At 73.6% G+C, this 18,258-nt stretch carries 14 protein-coding genes and 1 pseudogene; 6 read left to right on the plus strand and 9 right to left on the minus strand.

Features of this window, described 5'->3' with window-relative positions:
- Nucleotides 1–113 precede the first annotated feature (113 nt).
- Nucleotides 114–794 (minus strand): PAS domain-containing protein, encoded by a 681-nt coding sequence (locus ACPXCS_RS20870; RefSeq protein WP_425948032.1) that lies wholly within the window; start codon nucleotides 792–794, stop codon nucleotides 114–116.
- 679 nt (nucleotides 795–1,473) lie between these two features.
- Between ACPXCS_RS20870 and ACPXCS_RS20875 the strand changes: the two genes are divergently transcribed.
- Entirely contained in the window at nucleotides 1,474–2,790 is a 1,317-nt protein-coding gene (locus tag ACPXCS_RS20875) for a helix-turn-helix domain-containing protein (protein ID WP_425948030.1), read from the plus strand.
- A gap of 96 nt (nucleotides 2,791–2,886) precedes the next feature.
- A complete protein-coding gene (locus ACPXCS_RS20880; protein WP_425948028.1) occupies nucleotides 2,887–3,456 on the plus strand; it encodes a DUF6328 family protein in 570 nt (189 codons plus the stop codon).
- Between the two features lie 123 nt (nucleotides 3,457–3,579).
- On the opposite strand, the gene ACPXCS_RS20885 is transcribed toward ACPXCS_RS20880, so the two are convergent.
- The 4 genes and pseudogenes from ACPXCS_RS20885 to ACPXCS_RS20900 all read right to left on the minus strand — a co-directional run bounded on the left by ACPXCS_RS20885 (nucleotide 3,580) and on the right by ACPXCS_RS20900 (nucleotide 10,201).
- Entirely contained in the window at nucleotides 3,580–4,779 is a 1,200-nt protein-coding gene (locus ACPXCS_RS20885; RefSeq protein ID WP_425971004.1) for a CHAT domain-containing protein, read from the minus strand.
- A 363-nt stretch (nucleotides 4,780–5,142) separates the two neighbouring features.
- A pseudogene (locus tag ACPXCS_RS20890) lies at nucleotides 5,143–6,468 on the minus strand (vWA domain-containing protein); the annotation flags it as partial.
- 368 nt (nucleotides 6,469–6,836) lie between these two features.
- Nucleotides 6,837–9,413, minus strand: a complete 2,577-nt coding sequence (locus tag ACPXCS_RS20895; RefSeq protein WP_425948027.1) for an FtsX-like permease family protein — start codon at nucleotides 9,411–9,413, stop codon at nucleotides 6,837–6,839.
- Nucleotides 9,413–10,201, minus strand: a complete 789-nt coding sequence (locus tag ACPXCS_RS20900) for an ABC transporter ATP-binding protein (RefSeq protein WP_425948026.1) — start codon at nucleotides 10,199–10,201, stop codon at nucleotides 9,413–9,415. Before ACPXCS_RS20900 ends, ACPXCS_RS20895 begins: the two co-directional genes overlap by 1 nt.
- Nucleotides 10,202–10,474: 273 nt before the next feature.
- Between ACPXCS_RS20900 and ACPXCS_RS20905 the strand changes: the two genes are divergently transcribed.
- The 4 genes from ACPXCS_RS20905 to ACPXCS_RS20920 all read left to right on the plus strand — a co-directional run bounded on the left by ACPXCS_RS20905 (nucleotide 10,475) and on the right by ACPXCS_RS20920 (nucleotide 13,280).
- A complete protein-coding gene (locus ACPXCS_RS20905; RefSeq protein ID WP_425948024.1) occupies nucleotides 10,475–11,734 on the plus strand; it encodes a sensor histidine kinase in 1,260 nt (419 codons plus the stop codon).
- Between the two features lie 16 nt (nucleotides 11,735–11,750).
- Complete coding sequence (locus ACPXCS_RS20910) at nucleotides 11,751–12,437, plus strand: response regulator (protein WP_425948022.1); 687 nt, start codon at nucleotides 11,751–11,753, stop codon at nucleotides 12,435–12,437.
- A gap of 76 nt (nucleotides 12,438–12,513) precedes the next feature.
- Nucleotides 12,514–12,795: a hypothetical protein gene (locus ACPXCS_RS20915; protein ID WP_365096959.1), complete on the plus strand. Its 282-nt coding sequence runs from the start codon at nucleotides 12,514–12,516 to the stop codon at nucleotides 12,793–12,795.
- Nucleotides 12,796–12,854: 59 nt separating this feature from the next.
- Entirely contained in the window at nucleotides 12,855–13,280 is a 426-nt protein-coding gene (locus ACPXCS_RS20920; RefSeq protein WP_425948020.1) for a hypothetical protein, read from the plus strand.
- Between the two features lie 35 nt (nucleotides 13,281–13,315).
- Here the strand turns inward: ACPXCS_RS20920 and ACPXCS_RS20925 are convergent, their stop codons facing one another.
- The 4 genes from ACPXCS_RS20925 to ACPXCS_RS20940 all read right to left on the minus strand — a co-directional run bounded on the left by ACPXCS_RS20925 (nucleotide 13,316) and on the right by ACPXCS_RS20940 (nucleotide 18,224).
- Nucleotides 13,316–14,749 carry a cellulose binding domain-containing protein gene (locus ACPXCS_RS20925; protein WP_425948018.1) on the minus strand — a complete coding sequence of 478 codons (1,434 nt, stop codon included), beginning with the start codon at nucleotides 14,747–14,749 and terminating at the stop codon, nucleotides 13,316–13,318.
- An 81-nt stretch (nucleotides 14,750–14,830) separates the two neighbouring features.
- Complete coding sequence (locus ACPXCS_RS20930) at nucleotides 14,831–16,360, minus strand: beta-N-acetylhexosaminidase (protein ID WP_425948016.1); 1,530 nt, start codon at nucleotides 16,358–16,360, stop codon at nucleotides 14,831–14,833.
- A 41-nt stretch (nucleotides 16,361–16,401) separates the two neighbouring features.
- Nucleotides 16,402–17,241 carry a carbohydrate ABC transporter permease gene (locus ACPXCS_RS20935; RefSeq protein ID WP_425948014.1) on the minus strand — a complete coding sequence of 280 codons (840 nt, stop codon included), beginning with the start codon at nucleotides 17,239–17,241 and terminating at the stop codon, nucleotides 16,402–16,404.
- Entirely contained in the window at nucleotides 17,238–18,224 is a 987-nt protein-coding gene (locus ACPXCS_RS20940) for a carbohydrate ABC transporter permease (RefSeq protein WP_425948012.1), read from the minus strand. Before ACPXCS_RS20940 ends, ACPXCS_RS20935 begins: the two co-directional genes overlap by 4 nt.
- Between the last annotated feature and the right edge of the window lie 34 nt (nucleotides 18,225–18,258).

Consider the following 18,258-nt stretch of genomic DNA (forward strand, 5'->3'; position numbering starts at 1 on the left):
GGGCGCTGGGGGGGGGCGCCCGGGCCGGGGGGGGGGGGGGGGGCCGGGGGGGGGGGGGGGGGGGGGCCCCCCCCCCCCCCCGCCGCGCGGGCCCGAACAGGCCCCGTTCCGCACTACCGCACGCGGTCCGGGAGGACACGCGGGGGCCACTGCCCCGCGGCGAACATCCCGAGCGCGTGCGCCCGCGCCACCAGGGCGGGCCGGTTGGGGGCGTCGAAGCGCCGCAGCATCTGACCGACGCGGTACTCGATGCCCTGACGGCTCAGATACAGACGGGAGGCCAACTGCACCGTGGACTCGCCACTCGCGACACCTTCGAGGACCTGCGCGTCGAGGGCGCTGAGCACGGGCCCGCCGGTGACCGTCTCCTCGGTCCGGCGCAGGAACACGACGACGCCGACCATCTCGCCCGAAGGCTGCCTGACGGCGATACCGGTGATTTCGGCGGGGAAATTCCGGCCTGCGCCGTCCCGGCCCGTCACTCTTTCCCTGAATCGCCGGCTACGCCCCGACGAAAGCGCGGTGAACTGCTCCCGCAATTGGCCGGGAACCGGGGACCGCAGCAGTTCGAGGAGGCCGCGTCCGCATATCTCGTCGGCGTTCAGGCCGAATTGGCGGGCGAATTCGGGTTCCGCGGCCGTGACGGACAGGTCCCGGGGGGAGACGTGGGCGGTGCAGGTGGCCGCCGGGGTGGCTGTGTCCGGCGCGTCGATGAGGTCGCGGCGGGCCGGGACAGCCGGAGCGGCGGTCTTGTTCTTGCGGGGCGAGGCGTCGGGGAAACTCGTGGTCGCCACGGACGTACCGTCCTTCTTCCTGCGCGTGGGGGGCTGGGAAGGGTGAGCGGACGCGGAGCGGACCGATGCGCTGTGCCTGGGTGTCGGCGAGCGCCCGGTGACGGCGTGCACCACCTCGTCGGTGGCGGGGGCCGGGTGTCCGCGTCGCTCCGGGCCGGCGGTCGCCGGGTGCCCGGAAGGTTGAGGGTGAGCAGAGGAAGCGGTGCCGAGGCGACCGTCATCCGTCACGGGGATAACGTTGTCATGACCATTCGATCCCGAAGGGCGATCCCGTCGGCGGACCGCCGGACGGCGGGACGGGCGGACCGTAAGCCCTGCCGTGGCCGGATGCCCGTTCGGGCAGTGCGCAGCACGAAAACCTCCACGCGACGAAGAGGGGATCGTTTGAGGGGTTCGCCTTCGAGACTAAGGGGAGGCAACCCCTGAGGCAAGAGTTTGTCAGGTGAACTCGGCAACTCGTCAACGGTCGTGCAATCGGGCCCTTTTCGGGCACCGAGAACCCCCGATACAAACAATCCCGGCGACGCGGGACACCGCTTCCGGAATGCGCGGTCGACCGCCTTAAACAGCTTGTCGCACCCTTGCCGCGCTCCCTAAGGTGAGGGCAACCCACGCGCCCGATCGGGCAAACGGAACCGCGGATACCGTGCCGGCCGGGCCACCGAACCCGAGGAGGGAGATGCTGGAGCAGCCGCAATTCGGCCGTCGGCTGAAGAGGCTCCGGGTGGCACGGGGCCTGAGCCAGGCCGACGTCGTCGGCGACGGCATGTCGACGGGGCACCTGTCCCGCCTGGAGTCCGGCGATCGGCGTCCCACCGAGCGCACCGTGGCCTATCTCGCCCAGCGGCTCGGCGTCGAAGCGTCCGACCTGACCGGCCCGTCGGACGGCAGGTCCCTGACCGGGGTGCTGGCAGCCGTGGCCTCGGCGCCCCCCGGGACGGACGGTACGGCCGCTCTCAGCCGCGCGGTCGACGAGGACCCGGGCGAGGATCCCGCCGCCCGCTGGCAGGCACTGTGGCTGCTGAGCCGCGCGGCGCACCGCGTCGGCGACTACGAGCTCGAGCGCACCCGGCTGCTCCAACTCGTCGCGTTGAGCCGCCTGTTGGAGGCACCGGACCTCCGCACCCGGTCGCTCGTGCGGTACGCCCGCTGCACCCGCGCCCTGGGCGACATGCGCACGGCGGAACCGGCGGCCGTGGAGGCGCTGTCCGTCGCCCGCGCCGCTCAGCTGTGCGTGGCCGACACGCTGGCCGCCCTGCTGGCGCTCATCGGCATCGAGACGGAAGTCGGCCGGTGGGAGGCCGCCTCCCGGCACGTCGAGGAACTGGAACGCGAACTGCTGCCCCGGGCCCCGGCGGCGCAGGCGGCCGAGGCGTTGTGGACGGCCGCCGTGGTCAGCAACCGGCAGGGCGACGACGCGACCGCCCTGGCCAGACTGGACAGGGCCCTGAGCCTCCTCGACGGCGGCGAGGACCTGACCCTGTGGGCCGGGTTGCGGGCCGCCGCCACCGAGGCGGCGCTGCAGATGTCACCGCCCCGGGTGGCCGCCGCCGAGCGCTGGCTGGCCGAGGCCGCCGCCGTCCTCGACCTCATCGGCACTCCCGCGCAGCTGCAGGAACTGCGCGCGCTGCAGGCGCACCTCGCCTTCGCGCAGGACCGGCTGGACGACGCCCGCGCGCTGAGCCGGGCCGTGCTGTCCGAGGAGGACCTGCGGCTGCCCTACCGTGACCGGGTGCGGCTGTCGGTCCTCGACGGCCGGCTGACGATCCTGGCGGGCCGGGTCGAGGAGGGTGTCGCCGCCCTGCGACGACTGGCACGCCAGGCGACGGAGTCCAGGAACCTCGACCTCGCGGCCCACGTCTGGCAGGTCCTGGCCACGACCCTGGCGCCCGACGCCCACTCCCCCGGGCACACCGCCACGGACCCCCTGGCGGGACGGCTGCGGATGCCGGCGCGGCTGCGCCTCCCGAGCGGTCCGCACACGCCATGCGTCTGACGGCGGCCCAGACCCGGCGCCCGGGCCTGGGCCGCCGGGCCGGCATGAAAGCCGCACCGGCGGGGCAAACGGCTTCTCTGAGCTGGGGAGGAAGCAATGAGCATGACGAAGCAGCCCGCCGAGCAGGAAGGCGAGAACACCCCGTGCCGCGCGCGGCACGACGGTCCGGAGGGCAGGACCGGTGACGGGGAGGGCGAGTCCGCGGAGGAACGCGTCAACAGACGCTGGAACGAGATGCTGCAGGAGACGCGGGTCACCCAGACCGGTGTGCAGATCCTCTTCGGCTTCCTGCTCAGCGTGGCCTTCACCCCGCTGTTCAGGGAGCTGGAAACCCTGGACCGCGCCATCTACGTCACCACCGTGGTGCTCGGGGCGTCGGCCACCGGAACGCTGATAGCCCCCGTCTCCATCCACCGCTTCCTGTCCGGTCAGCGCATGAAGGACGAGGTGGTCGAGACGGCCGGGCGCCTGATGATGTGCGGCATGGTCCTGCTCGCCCTGACCATCGGCTGCACGCTGCTGCTGATCCTGCGCTTCGTCGTGCCCGGCGTGTTCGCCGAGGTGCTCGCGGGCGGTGTCATGCTGTGGTTCGGCGTCTGCTGGTACGCCCTGCCGCTGTACCTGCGGCGCCGGGGCGAGCGGCGCTCCCGCGCGACGAAGGCTTGAGGGCCGGGCGAGCCTGCCGCACCCTTGGGGGGCCGCGACAGTGGTGGGCCCCCGCCGCTGGTGGGGGCGGGGCCGGCGCTCAGGGAGTTCGTCCCCGCCGCTCAGGGAGTGAGGCCCGGCCGCTCAAGGAGTGCGGCACAGCGCCTCAGGGGTGGCGGCGCAGGCCGCCGGGCTGCCGTACACCGCGTAGGCCAGCCAGGTGGGGTCACCGCCGTGGTCGCGGATCGCGCGCCGTGCGCTCAGGGACGCCTGGCCCAGGTTCTGGCCGCGGCCGACCAGATGCTCGTAGAAGGTGTCGGCGAACAGCAGGGCGGTGTCGGACCGCACGGGCCACAGCGTGCCGATGAACGCCCCGGCGCCGGCCCGCAGGAACTGCGGCGCCCAGCCCAGGCTGGTGGAGAACCAGTCGATCTCGCCGGCACTGCGGCAGGCGTTGAAGAAGACCAGCGGGTGGGTGGTGCGCAGGGCCTCGGAGTGGGTCGCGTAGGCGAGATCGATCGGGTCGAACGGGCCGTCCGCCATCGTGACGCGGGAGCCCGCGGCGGTGAAGGCGTTGTGGCAGGCGAAGTGCAGCAGCCCGTCGAGCCCTTCGTCGATGAGGTCGCTCACGGCCGCACGACGGGTGAGGGTCCCGCCGTCGGCCACGGACGAGCCGAGCCTGGCCCGCAGGGCGAGCACCTCGCGCTCGGCTTCGGGGGGTGAGCCCGGTGGCACCACGAACGCGGCCGAGGCCAGCGACAGTTCGCGCACCCGGTCCTGGCCGAAGACGCGGCGGACCACGGGCAGCCACTCCGCGAGGAAGCCGTCGCCCTCCCGCTCGCCGTCCAGGGGGTACAGCAGCTCCCACGGGACGGCATCGTGTTCGCCGATGACGGTCAGGGCGGTGACACGCCCGGCCTCCGCCCAGAACTGCTGCCGCACGGCGTCGGGCACCGCCGTCGCCCACAGCTGCACCCCGAGGTTGACCAGGCGCCGGCGGGCCCGGCGCTGCTCCGCGCCCGGCCCGGCGGCGGCCGCGAGGTGCCGGAGCTCGTCGTAGATCCGCTCCCGGGCGGCGTGGGAGTCGCCGGCGAGGAGGCGGAAGGACTCCGGGGCGTAGGTGGTCTCGCCGAGGAGCTGGAAGCTGTAGGCACCGTCCGCGCCCTTGAGGACCTGCAGCGTCACCTCTCCCGGGTCGAACGCGAGCGTGGTGAGGGGTGCCGTGCGCGGCGGGCCGTCCCGGGCCGGTGTGCCGGGCTGCACCGAGACCTGGGCACGCAGTTCGCCGAGGAAGGTCCCCTTGTGGAAGGCGCGCACGGTGACGGTGTGCAGTCCCGGTGTCATGGTGCGCAGGCCGAACTGCAGCCAGGGCGAGTCCTGATCCGGGGGGACGGTCAGTTCCTGCTGCAGGTCTCCCAGGGCCAGCAGACCGGGGGCGTGCACGGTGACGAGGAGCCGCGCTCCCCCCGCCGGGACGGGGAACCCGCGCAGGGCGACGGCAGGGCCCGTCGAGGCCTGCCGCGTAACCCGCACGTGCAGGGGCACCTCCCGTCCGGGAGGTGCCTGTTCGACCAGTTCCGCCTCCAGGAAGCGCGGCTGCGCGCCGTCCGCGGCAGCGCCCGTGTCACCGGGCGCGGGCGCGCCGTCCAGCGGAAGGCCGTGCGCTCCCGCCACGACCTCGTGCCCGCGCGCACCGGGGGGCCGGACCACGTGGACCGTCCGGGTCGACCGGGTCTCCAGGGTCATCTCGTCGGCGGCCTCGACCCCGGGCCGCAACCGGACGGTGCCCGTCGCCGCGTCGACCACCTCGACCACCCTGGCCAGCAGCCGCCCGGTGGTCTCGTTCCCCAGCGCGCCGGCGAGCTGAACGGCCCGGCCCAGTTTGGCCCGCGCCCCGTCGTCGTCGCCGGCCCGGCGGGCGTCGAGGCCCTCCTGGATCGCCGCGGCCAGTTCCGCCTGTCCCGTGTAGTGCGCCACCCGCGGATGGAACGCGGCGACCGCCGCGGTGTCGTCGGTCCACGTCGCCCGGACCAGGCCCTGGGCCAAGGGCCGTGGACTGCCGTCGCTCTCCGGGGCGACCACCGAGACGCGGGCGGCCAGCATCTCCTGGCCGAGCTCCGCCGCCGGGACACGGAGGCGGATGTGGTACTCACGCGACTCGTCGCCCCAGGAGCCCGTGGGATAGTCACCGACGCGCGTGCCCGCCGGGGCGCGCCGGTCCGTCAGGTCCTCGACGACGGGCGCGACCTGCCGGACGAAGACGATCTCCGCGCCGACGGGCGTCCACAGGCGCAGCGCCACGTCGGCGACCTCCTTGCCCGTCGCCCTGCGCATCAACCGGGTGAAGTCGTCCACCAGTTCCGCCGGATCGGCGACGATGTCGGCGCTGCCCAGCAGCGCCGAGGCGATGCCGGTGACCTCCTTCACCTCCCAGTCCGTCCCCACTCCGCGCACGTCGCAGGTGAACCGTCCCGAGCAGGCGTCCAGAGCGGCCCTCAGGTCCGCGGGCGACTCGTGTTCGTCGCGCCCGTCCGTGAGCAGGATCCCGTGCCGGATGCTCACGTCCGCGGAGTGCAGCAGCTGGTCGGCGAGGCGTAACCAGGTGCCGATCGCGGTGCCCCCGCCCGGGGCGAGCCGGTGCACCGCCTGTCCGGCCTCCGCCCTGGTGCGGGCGTCGGCCACCGCGAGGGCGCCACCGCCCGGATACGCCTGCGTGGCCCGGTGCGTACCGGCCACGACGGCGAACCGCACGCCGTCGCGCAGTGTGTCGATCGCGGCGGCCGTGGCCTCCCTGGCGGCGCGCATCTTGCCCGGTGGATGGGCCATCGACCCGGAGCAGTCGACCATGATCACGACTGCGGCTCCCGGGCCGGACGCCGCGCGGAACGGGTACGGGGCGGGAGTTGCGGTGCCGTCGGCGGTCGCCGTGACCGTGACGATGGCGTCGACCTCCCGGCCGCCCTCCGGCAGATGCTCGTTCTGGTGGACGCCGACGGTGAACCGCGCAGGGGACGCCGTCGAGAAACTGGCCATGTGTCCCGCTCCCCCTCGCCACTCCCGCACGGTCCTCGGGTGACCTCGGGCCGCCGGACCCGGTCGTGCGGTCCCGTCGCCTGGTGGTCATGCCCGTGGCCTCACCCAGCCATGCTCCCGCTCACCGTCGCTCGGACCGCCCGGGCCCGGTCCCCGCCGTCGAAGCGGCGCCGGGCGCGTCGCAGGACGCCGGCCGACGGCCGTCGGCCCGGTGAGCATACCGGGACGCCGGTGACGCGCCGCACGGGTGCTCCCGGGGCCGGGCCGCTCCCCCACGGTCAACTGCTCGTCCTTGCACGGTCATTCCTTCGTCCCGCAGTCCTCCGTCGTTCCTTCGTCCCGTCGTTCCTTCGTCCCGCAGTCCCCCGTCATTCCTTCGTCCCGATCGCGTCCACCGGGCGGACGCGCAGCATCAGACGGGTGGGCAGCATCGCGCCGGCCATGGCCAGCAGCGCCGTCGATCCGACGATCGCGAGCCAGCCGAGCGGCGGCACGGCCGGAACCGGTCCGCCCGTCAGCGCCAGGGCGACCAGGGCCAGGGGCGGCACCGCGAGCAGCGTGCCCAGGACCCCTCCGACCGCCACCACCGCGAAGCTCTCCCGCCGTACCATCCCCAGCACCTGGGCCCGGCTGCTGCCGGTCAGTCTCAGCAGCGCGAACTCCCTGCGCCGGGAGGCGGTGTTCATCGCCTGCGTGTTGACGACGGTGAGGGCGGTGTACGCGAGGATGACCCCGACCACCACGTAGTTCACCCATGCCACGGCCCGCTGCTCCGCCACTTGTGCGTCGGCGGCCAGTGCGCCGCTCGGCGTGGCCCCCGGATAGGCCCGTGCCAGCGCGGACAGTGCGCGCGCGGTGTCGCCGCCGGCGCCGGCGCCCGACCGGACCAGCACCGCCTGGTCCAGGCCCGCCGTGGTGTGGGACAGCAGCAGGTCGTGGTCGAAGGTGAGGTCGGCGAAGCCGAGTCCCCGCCCGTACACGGCGATCACCTCGCCGGTGAAGGGCGTGCCGTCCCCGAGGTACAGCCGGGCCCGGTCGCCGACACCCAGTCCCAGCCAGGAGGCGGCCGTGGTGCTGAGGGCGACCGTGTCCGGGGCCAGGGCGGAGAGGTCTCCGTCCCGTTCGTCCAGGTCGACGGTGGCGGAGAGGGCCGCGGGCCGCAGTCCCTGCGCGGTCAGCGAGACGGTCTCCTCCGTGCCGAGCAGCGACCCCACGCCGATCGCCTTGGAGCGGACCACACCGGTGGCGGCCGTCACCCCCGGCAGTTCGGCGGCCCGGCGCGCGAACTCCGGTGACATGCCGGCGGGCGCGGTGACCACGTGGTCGGCGACGGTGCCGGAGCGTATCTCGTCGGCGGACCGGCCCAGTTGGGTGGTCTGGGTGAAGACGACCGTCGCGGCGAAGGACACCGCGAGGACGATCGGGGTGATCGCAGCCGCTGTCCGGGCGGCCCCGGCACGTGAGTTGACGGCGGCGAGCCAGCCGGTGACACCGGTCCGGTCCATCAGCGGTGCGAGGACGTTCGTGGCGGCGCGGGCGATCAGCGGTCCGAGGACCGCGGCGGCGATCACGAGCAGCAGCACGAGGGAGTTGGCCAGTCCGACGAGGGTGAGGAAGTCGGTGCGGTAGCCGAGGCCGAGGCCCAGCGCGGACACGGCCAGCGCGAGCAGGACACCGCCGGTGATCAGGCGGCCCCTGCCGAGGCCCGCCGGTTCGGCCGCGGCCTCGCGCAGCGCCTCGGTGGGGCGGACCCGGGCGGCCCGCCGGGCGGCGACGGAGGTCGCCGCCACCGCGGTCAGGACGGTGACGCCGACGGCGGTGAGGAACGGGAGCGGGCCGATGACCGGCCGGAAGTCCGGCGGCACCAGGCCCCGTCCGGCGAACTGCCCGCTCAGCCAGTGGACGACTCCGACGCCGAGCGGGCAGCCGAGGACACCCGCGACGAGGCCCGCCACCGCCGACTCCGCCGTGATCATGCGGTACAGCTGCCCGGGGGTGGTGCCGATCGCGCGCAGCAGGGCCATCTCGCGACGTCGGTGGCGGACGGCGAGGGACGTCGTGGCGCACAGCACGAACACGGCCACGAGCAGGACGTTGCCGCCGATGGCGGTGGCCAGTCCCACCAGGTTGGCCGCGCCGACGGCGATGTCGGTGAACTCCGCCTCACCGCGTGCGGCCCCCGTGTACACGGCCGCGTGGTGTCCGGCCAGCACCCGTTCCAGGGCGGGCGCCACCGTGGCGGGCGCGGTGCCGGGCGTGGTGAACACCCCGAACGCGTCGGCGGAGGCACCGGAGTGGGGTGCGAGCCGCTGCATCGCGGCTCCGGAGACGTAGAGGACCGCCTGGCGGGGCGTGCGGTCCCGGTCCAGGGCCACCAGTCCGGCCACCCGGAAGGTGAGCGGGGTGGAGGCGGTCATGAGCCGGACGGTGTCACCGGTCCGTACCCCGGCGCGTGCCGCGAGGCGGGTGTCCAGGACGGCCTGGTGGGCCCCCTGGGGGCCGCGCCCCTCGGTGAGGCGGAAGCCGCCCAGGACACGGCTCGACCAGGTGTGCGCCTGTGGCAGGGACCCGTTGGCGCCGGTGACGGCACCCTCTGCGGCCGGCAGACGCACCGTGACGCGGCGGTCGGGCACCACCGACGCGACCCCGTCGACCGCGGCGAGGTCGCGGGCCAGGGAGGCGTCGAGGCGCGAGCGTTCCAGCAGCGGCTGGGAGCTGCGGTAGTCGGTTCCGTCGGCGGACTTCACGTCGAGGTCGACGGACTGCCGGCCGGCGACGATCAGCGGAGCCCTGTCGTACCGTTCGGGCGGCAGAGCGGAGCGCAGCCCGGATTCCAGCAGGACGCCGCAGGCGCTGATCACGGCCGCGCCGAGCAGGAGCGCGGTGAACGTGGCGGCGAAAGCCCCGCCGCGGGCGCGCAGGGTGGCCAGGGCGATCCGCAGCATCAGCGGGTCCTCCGCAGCTCGGTCATGACGCTCTTGACCTCGGCGGCGGACGGCGCGTCCACGCGGCTGACCACGCGCCCCCCGGCGAGGAAGAGGACCTGGTCGGTGTGCTGGGCCGCGACCGGGTCGTGCGTGACCATCACCACGGTCTGGTGCAGGTCGGTCACCGCCTGCCTGAGCAGGGCGAGGATCTCGTCGGCGGTGTCGGGGTCGAGCGCGCCGGTCGGTTCGTCCGCGAAGATCACTTCGGGGCGGGTGACGAGGGCGCGGGCGATGGCGACCCGCTGCTGCTGTCCGCCGGAGAGCTGCGAGGGGCGCCGGCCGAGCAGCCCGGTGAGGCCGACCGCGGCCATGACGCCGTGGAGCGCGTCGCGGTCCGGCTGCGTTCCGGCCAGCCGCAGGGGCAGGGTGACGTTCTGCTCGACGGTGAGCGACGGCAGCAGGTTGAAGGCCTGGAAGACGAAGCCGATGCGGGTCCGGCGGAACCGGGTGAGCTGCTTCTCGTCCAGCTCGCCGAGATCCTGCCCACCGAGCTGGACGGTTCCGGACGTCGGCCGGTCGAGCCCGGCGGCGCAGTGCAGGAAGGTGCTCTTGCCGGAGCCGGACGGGCCCATGACGGCGGTGAAACCGCCGGCGGCGAGGCCGGTGCTGACGTCGTCGAGTGCGACGACCGCGGACGGCCCGCGGCCGTACTTCTTGGTCACCTGGGTCAGGCGTACGGCGGTGAGTGACGGGTCGATGCCGATGGGGGCGCCGGGGGTGGCGTTCCGGCTGCGTGCTCCGAGCATGTGCTGCCTCTGGATCGTCGACGGGTGCGGGGCTGTGTCCAGTCCACCGGCGCCCGGGGCCCGTGGCCTCCGCCGGTACGTCGAATCGCCCGCTCCGCCCGGCGGGTGAGGCGCGCCGGCGTTTCCGCCGCCGGGACGAGATCGCCGGGCACACCGCCACCTCGTGCGCGGCGCGTCTCCTCCTCAGGGAGGAGACCGGGAGGAGGAAGGCGGCCGCCGGATTCCGACCCCGGAGGGGGCAGGCCGGATGAGCAGGCCCTTTACCGTGGGAGCATGAGAGAACCGGGGTCACTCGCGGGCCGTCAGGTGCCCGCCGCGGTGACGGACGTGACGCTCGCCGTCCTGGCGGCGGCCGCGTGCCTCGCCCTGCCGAAGGCGGTCCCCCCGGACAGCGTGTCCCTGCGGCAGCCGGACGAGTGGTGGCTCGTGCTGGTGCTGCTGTCCACGCTCCCCCTGGCCGTGCACCGCCGCGCGCCGCTGGCCGGCCTGCTGGTGATGGCGGTCGCGGCCGGGACGCTGCAGCACCTGTCCTACGTCCCGCAGCTCGCCGGCCCCGAGGGCACGTCGATCGGTCCCACCTACCTCGCCGTGGCCGCCGCCGTGTTCCTGACGGCCGTACGCGGCTCGCCGAGGGTGACGACCTTCGTCGCGGCCGTGTTCATTCCGCTGAGCGCGCTGACGGAGGCCTTCCTCGCACCGGCGGGACACCGGCTCGCGGCGCTGCTGACCGACGCCGTGCTGCTGCTGGCGGCGTGGGCCCTGGGCCGGCTGTCCCGGGCCCGGACGGCCGTACGGGACGAGGCCATGCAGCGCGCGGCCGCCCTGGAACGCGAGCAGGCCGCCAACGCGCGGGCCGCGGTGATGCAGGAACGGGCGCGGATCGCGCGGGAGCTGCACGACATCGTGGCGCACAACGTGAGCCTGATGGTGGTGCAGACGATCGCGGCCGACCGGATCCAGGACCGCTCGCCCGACAAGGCGCACGAACTGCACGCCACCGTCGAGCAGACGGGCCGGGACACCGTCACCGAGCTGCGCCGGCTGCTGGACGTGCTGCGCACCGAGGAGGACGCGGAGGGCGCACCGTCGAAGGAGCCGCCCCAGCCGACCATCGAGGCGCTGCCCGCCCTCGTCGACGCCGTGCGGGCCACCGGCCTGGACGTCGACTACGAGGTGTCGGGCCCCGAGGTGGCGCTGCCCGCGGGCTACCACCTGACGGTGTACCGCGTCGTGCAGGAGGCGCTCACCAACACCGTCAAGCACGCCGGCGCCACCCGGGCCCGGGTGCGGCTGCTGTGGGAGGAGGAACCGGGCCGGCTGCACGTCCGCGTCTGCGACGACGGGCCGGGCGGCACCGGCCAGGCCGCGGCCGGGCCCCCCGTGGCCGCTGAGGGCTCCGGTCATGGTCTGCTGGGGATGCGGGAGCGCATCGCCGCCACGGGCGGCACACTGCACACCGGTGCCCGCCCGGGCGGCGGCTACTGCGTCCACGCCGTCCTGGACCTGCCCGAGGACGACGGCATCGCGAACTAGGGGGAACCTGCGCACCATGGGATCCATCAGCGTCCTGCTGGCTGACGATCAGCCGATGATCCGGACCGGCTTCCGCTACATCCTGGAGGCGGAGCCCGACATCGAGGTCGTCGGCGAGGCGGCCGACGGTCACGAGGCCGTCGAGGCGACCCGGCGGCTGTCACCGGACATCGTCCTCATGGACATCCGCATGCCGCGGATGGACGGGGTCGAGGCGACCCGGCTGATCGCCGAGAGCGGTCTGCCCAGCCGGGTCGTCGTCCTGACCACGTTCGACCTCGACGAGCACGTGGTCGACGCCCTGCGGGCCGGGGCGAGCAGCTTCCTCGTCAAGGACGGTCCCGCCGACTCCCTGGTCTCGGCCATCCGGACGGTGGCCGCCGGCGAAGCCGTGCTCGCGCCCCGGGTCACCCGGCGCCTGCTGGAGCGCTTCGCCCGCCTCCCCTCGGACGCCGCTCCCCCGGTCCCCCCGCGTCTGGACGTGCTGACCGGCCGCGAACTGGACGTGCTGCGGGTCCTCGCGCGCGGACTGTCCAATTCCGAGATCGCCGCGGAGCTGAACATCGGTGAGACGACGGTGAAGACGCACGTCGCGCACATCCTGGAGAAGTTCGGCCTGCGCGACCGGGTGCAGGCGGTGGTCCTCGCCTACGACTCGGGCCTGGTGGAGCCGCGCCCGGCCCGCGGACCCGCACAGCCCTGACTTTCCCCGAGGGGCCGGGGCACGCCGTGCCCCGAGCGCCCCCCGGCCCGTCCCGCACCACCGGAAAGGCACTGTCATGCACACATTGATCGGGCTGCTCGTCGTCCTCGTCGGACTGACGGTCATGGCGACGTTCGAGAGCCGGGCCCGCCGGCTGGACCGGCGGATCGCCCGCCTGGACCACAGGCTCGACCTCCTGATGCGGCACCACGGCGTGCCCGACGACGACCCCGAGCTGGCGGAGGTGGCGGCCCTGGTGCGCGCCGGACAGCACATACCGGCGATCAAGAAGTACCGCGAGGCCACCGGGGCCGGCCTGCTGGAGGCCAAGCAGGCGGTGGACCGCCTTCAGCGGTGACGGCACGCACGGCCGGGGATCCGGACGGGACTCCGGACGGGACTCCGGACGTGAGGTCCATGGACCGACCGGTACGGAACCGCACCGGGAACAGTTCCGCGGACCGCCTCGGACCGGCCTTCGGGGCCCTGCGGCGGCAGGGCCGGTCCCTGCCGCCGCTCGTGCTCGGCGCCGCGCTGCGGTGCTCGTGGCACCTGATGCGGCAGCGTGCCGCGCTGCCCTGGCTGCCGGGTGCCTGGCTGCTCGGTGCCGCCTGCACGGGCGCCGTCTGGCTGCTGGTCCGGCAGTTCGCGCAGCCGCTGCGCTCCGCGGCACGTGACGCGGTCCTGGCCGGCCTCACCCCCAACACCTGTGTCGCGCACGCCGCGGGCGTGCTCGTCCCGGTGGCGACGGCGGCGCTCCTGTGCACCGCCGTCGCCCTGCCCCCGGCGCACACGCACCTCACGGCCGCCTGCCTCCGCCCGGGTTCCGGCGGAGGCAGGTGAGGGCACGGGAGCGGGAGCCTCTTCCCGCCCGCGGACTAGCCGTTGGGGACGGTGTCCACGAACGTGGTGCCGGCCGTGCGGTACGCGTTGACCTTCGCGGTGACCTGCGCCGGGGTCAGCACCTGGTCCTTGACGTGCAGGACGTAGTCGATCTGCTCGTCGTAGGCGCGCGGGGTGGTGCTGGTCTGGCCCGCGAGGTCGATCAGCCACTGGTTGAAGTTGATGGACATGGGACGCTCGGGCAGGTACGCGGCGTCGTGGGTGCCGAAGAGCTGCCCGTCGAGGTAGTACTTGATGGTGCTGTTGTCGATGGTGAGCACCAGGTCGTGCCAGCCCGCGTGGCTCTGCCGGGACTCGGTGTGCTGGTTGACGGCCTGCCACGGGTCGGGGTTGTAGGTCTCCCAGGACGTCGTGTAGAGGATGTTGGCGGGCTCTCCCCAGCCGCCGTTGGGCAGGTACTCGAAGTCGTACTCCGCGTAGTCGTCGGCCATGGGCGCCTTGAGGTCGTTGATGGTGAAGAAGGTCTGCACGAGGTGGTCGCCGTCGGGTCCCGACACGGGCGCGTCGGAGAACCTGACCCGGGCGGCGTAGGTGCCGTTCTTGAACTTCATGGCCTTGGTGAGCACTTCGGTGTGCTTGGTGCTCTCGGGCGTTCCGGCGGTGGAGGTCCGCAGGTTCATCACGGTGCCGGAGCCGGAGCCGGAGAAGGTCACGTTCTCGGGGGCCCAGGTGGCGCCGGGCACTCCGGGCCCGCCGGAGTTGGACCGGACGCTCCAGCCGTTGGCGGAGATCCTCGGGTCGCTGGAGCTGGTGTAGGTGAAGTCGTCGAAGAGGCTCTGTCCGCCGGCCGGGGGGTCGGTGGGCGGGTCGGTGGGCGGGTCGGTCGGGTCGTTGCCCTCGGGGGCGGTGCCCCACACGGTGCTGCCCGAGACCTGGGCGGTGACCTTCGGCCAGTCCGCGTAGGTGGTGCGCGAGGCGCTGAAGGAGTAGTCGTCGCCCTGGTTGAGGGACTGCCAGTCGGTGCGGTGGAAGCGCAGTTGCATGTCCCCGGTGTCGGCCCCGGGCGCGAGGCTGCCGGCTCCGGCGGTGAACCCGATGTCGAGGTAGCGGTCGGCGGTGGCGGTGGGACGGGCCAGGGTGCCGAAGGTGCCGGTGATGTTGGCGCAGCCCTTGACCGCCCAGGAGCAGGCGAAGCGGTAGGCGGCGCCGGCCGAGTCGGCCTTGAAGTAGTAGCGCACCTTGACGCCCGAGAGCTGGACCGGGGCGGTGCCGGTGTTCTTGATCTTGAGCCAGGGTTCGGACTGGTCCGCCGTGGCGGAGCCGGCGCCGGTGCGGTACTGGACGGTGAGGGACTCGCCGGCGGCACTGGCGGTGCCGGTCAGGGCGGCGAGGCCGGTGGTTCCGGTCGCCATGGCCACGGCGGCGGCTGCGGCGATGCGCCATCTGCGGGGAGCGGTGGGCCGATGCATGTTCGTTCCTTTCCGGGGGGTGTGGACGTCCTGCCGCTTCGTGGGGCGAGCGGGCAGGGCTGTGCCGTGCTGTGGTGCGGCTCAGGGGTGGTGACCGACCTGGAGCGCGTCCAGGCGCGCGGTGTGCCCGGCCAGGCGGGCGCTGAAGTCGGCCCACGGGGTGGGTCCGCTCCAGCCGCCGTCGGCCAGGGCGCACAGGCGGGGGTAGGTCTGGTACTCGATGCGGGCGGGCGTCGCCGCGTACTCGGTCCACAGGTGGGCCTGGGTGCCGAGCACGCGCGCCGCCTCCTGCGGGGTCGCCGCGCGGGGTACGGGGTCGTGGCCGTGCACGTCCCGCAGCCCCACGACACCGCCGGGCTGGCCGGGCGGCTCGTCGGGGTCGGCGCTCTGGGGGTAGTCGAAGTAGGTGGCGCGGTGGTGGGAGTTGATCACGTCGTGGCCGCGCCGGGCCGCGCTCAGGGCGTGCCGGGGGTCGCGCCAGGCCATCACGGTGAATCCGTCGGGCAGTTCGGTGCCGGTCTCCGCCCAGCCGACCGGGCGGCGTCCCTGCCGGAGCAGGAAGGTGCCGATGCGGTCGAGGAACCATCCGTGCAGGGCCGCGGGGCCGCTCAGTCCGGCGCCCAGCGCCCTGGCCCGGGCCGCCGGGCTCCGCTCCCATTCGGTGGTGGGGCACTCGTCGCCGCCGACGTGGATATACGGCGAGGGGAAGACGTCCATGACGTCCTCCAGGACGGTCCGGCAGAAGTCGAAAACCTCCTCGTGCACCCCGAGGGTGGTGTCGCACACCCCCCACCGCGTCCAGACGTCCAGGGTGCGCTCCGGACGGTTGCCGAGGTGCGGGTAGGCGGCGACCGCGGCCCGCGCGTGGCCGGGCATCTCTATCTCGGGCATGACCGTGATCCCGCGGGCCGCCGCGTGGTCGACGAGACGGGCGAGTTCGGCCCGGGTGTAGGAGCCGCCGTGCGGAGTGCCGTCGTAGCGGTCGCCGCTCGGCCCGATCAGGGACTGGCTGCGGTGGCCGCCGACCTCGGTGAGCTTCGGGTAGGCCGCGACGGGCATCCGCCAGCCCTGGTCGTCGGTCAGGTGCAGGTGGAAGACGTTGATCTTGTGCAGGGCGAGCAGGTCGACGTAGCGCAGCAGGTAGGACAGGGGCTGGAAGTGGCGGGCCACGTCGAGCATGGCTCCGCGCCAGGGCCGGTGGGGCACGTCGGTGATGTCGGCGCAGGGCACGGTCCAGGGCACGCCGGGCCGCGGTGCGGCCTCCAGGGCCTGCACGGGCAGCAGTTGGCGGATGGTCTGCACACCCCGGAGCAGTCCGGTGAGGTCCCGGGCGCGCAGGAGCAGGGAGTGCGGCCCGATCGTCAGTCCGTATCCCTCGCTGCCGAGTCCCGTCAGGGCCGTGTCGAGGGCGAGGACGACGGGGCCGTCGGACGCCGGGGCGAGGGGCAGTCCGGTGGCGGGGGCGAGGAGGGTGCGCAGCAGGTCGGCGGCGGGCTCGGCGCCGTCGGTGATGCGCAGGCGGGTGTCGGCGTCGAAGGTGAAGTGACCGGCTTTGAAGCGGGCCTTGGTGGGGCGGGGCACCAGCGGGGTCCGCAGGGGGGACGAGGGCACGGCGGTCTCCGGGAGGGGTCGCGTCGGGGTGGGGGGCCGGCTCAGCCCTTGACGGCGCCGGCGGCGAAGCCTGAGGTCACATGGCGCTGCAGCAGGAGGAAGACGGCGAGGGCGGGGAGCGCGAAGAGGGTGGAGGCCGCCATGGTGGCGCCCCAGTCGGTGCCGAAGACGTTCTGGAAGGACGACAGCCACACCGGCAGGGTGCGGCTGTCCTGCTGCTTGATGATCAGGAAGTTGGCGTAGGCGAACTCGTTCCAGGCGGTGATGTAGCCGAACAGGGAGGTGGCCATCAGGCCGGGGGCCAGGAGCGGGAAGGTGATGTGCCGGAAGGCGTGCCGGCGGGTGCAGCCGTCGACCTGGGCCGCCTCCTCCAGCTCGGGCGGGATGGCGGCGATGAACCCGCGCAGCACCACGATGGTGAACGGCAGCGTCATCATGAAGTAGACGAGCGTCAGGGTCGGCAGCCGGTCCAGCATTCCGGTGTCCCGGGAGATGATGTAGACGGGGATGATCAGCGCTTCCCAGGGGGCCATCTGCGCCACGAACACCAGCAGCATGAACTGCCGCCGGCCGCGCCAGCGCATCCGGGCCACGGCGAACGACGCGCCGAGTGCGACGACCAGGGCGAGCAGGACGGCGCTCACGGTCACGAGGAGACTGTTGCGCCAGAACAGGGCGAACCCGTCCGCGTCCACGGCGGTACGGAAGTGCTCCAGGGTCCAGGTGCGGGGCAGGAGCCGGGGGGTGTCGGACTGGATGTCCCGGTTGGGCTTGAACGCGGTGGTGATCATCCAGTAGACGGGGAAGAGGCACACCGCGATCGTGGCGAGGGCTGCCGTGTGCAGGGGGACGCGCCGAAGACGCCGACGTGGTGCGCTCACAGGGCTTCCCCCTCCTGGCGGAACAGCTGGCGGAAGTACAGGACGAGGACGCCGGCCATCAGCAGGACGGTGACCATCGACGCCGCGGACCCGAGGTCGTAGCGCTGGCTCGACAGGGCGGTCTGGACGGCGTAGACGGGCAGGATGGTCGTGGCTTCCCCCGGTCCGCCGTTGGTCATCACCCAGATCTGCACGAACGCCTTGAAGGTCCAGATCACTTCGAGGGCCAGGACCAGCATGAAGATCGGCCGGATCATGGGCAGGGTGACGGCGCGGAAGATCCGGCCGGCCGAGGCACCGTCGAGGCGGGCCGACTCGTACAGCTCCGCGGGGACGGTCGTCAGGGCCGAGTAGAGCGTGATGGCGGCGAACGGCACCGACTGCCAGACGATCAGCAGGACGAGGATGGTGAAGGCGGCCGGGCCGTGGGCGAACCACGGGTAGCGGTCGAACGAGGTGAGGCCGAGCTGTCCCAGCGTCCAGTTGACGATGCCGAACTCGGAGTGGAACAGCCACTGGAAGACGGTGGTGGCGGCGATGACGGGCATCGCCCAGGCCAGCACGAGCGCGCTGAGCACGGCCGTCCGCCACAGGCGGCCCAGCCGCTCGACGAGCAGGGCGACCAGGGTGGCCAGCAGCATGATCAGGACGACGTTCGCCGCCATGAAGACGAAGGTGCGGCGTACGACCTGCCAGAAGCGCTCGTCCGCCAGCAGCGTCCGGTAGTTGCGCAGTCCCACGAACTGCGCGTCGCCCTGGATGAGTTGGCGCAGCCGGAAGTCCTGGAGCGAGATCAGCACGGCCCGGGCCAGGGGGTACAGCAGGAGGTACAGCATGCCCAGGAGCGTGGGGGCGGCCAGCAGGTAGGGCCAGACGCCCGCGCGGCCGGCGCGTGGTGCGCCACCGCGCTTGGGTTTCGGGCGGGGCGGTGCGGGCGGGCGGTGCCGGGCGGGTGGCGCGGCGGAGTCGCGGATGACCGACACGGTGCCGTCTCCTCGGAGGTGTCGTCTCGTGGGG

Origin of the sequence: Streptomyces sp. DT190 (assembly GCF_049846985.1) — a bacterium.
GTDB lineage: Bacteria > Actinomycetota > Actinomycetes > Streptomycetales > Streptomycetaceae > Streptomyces.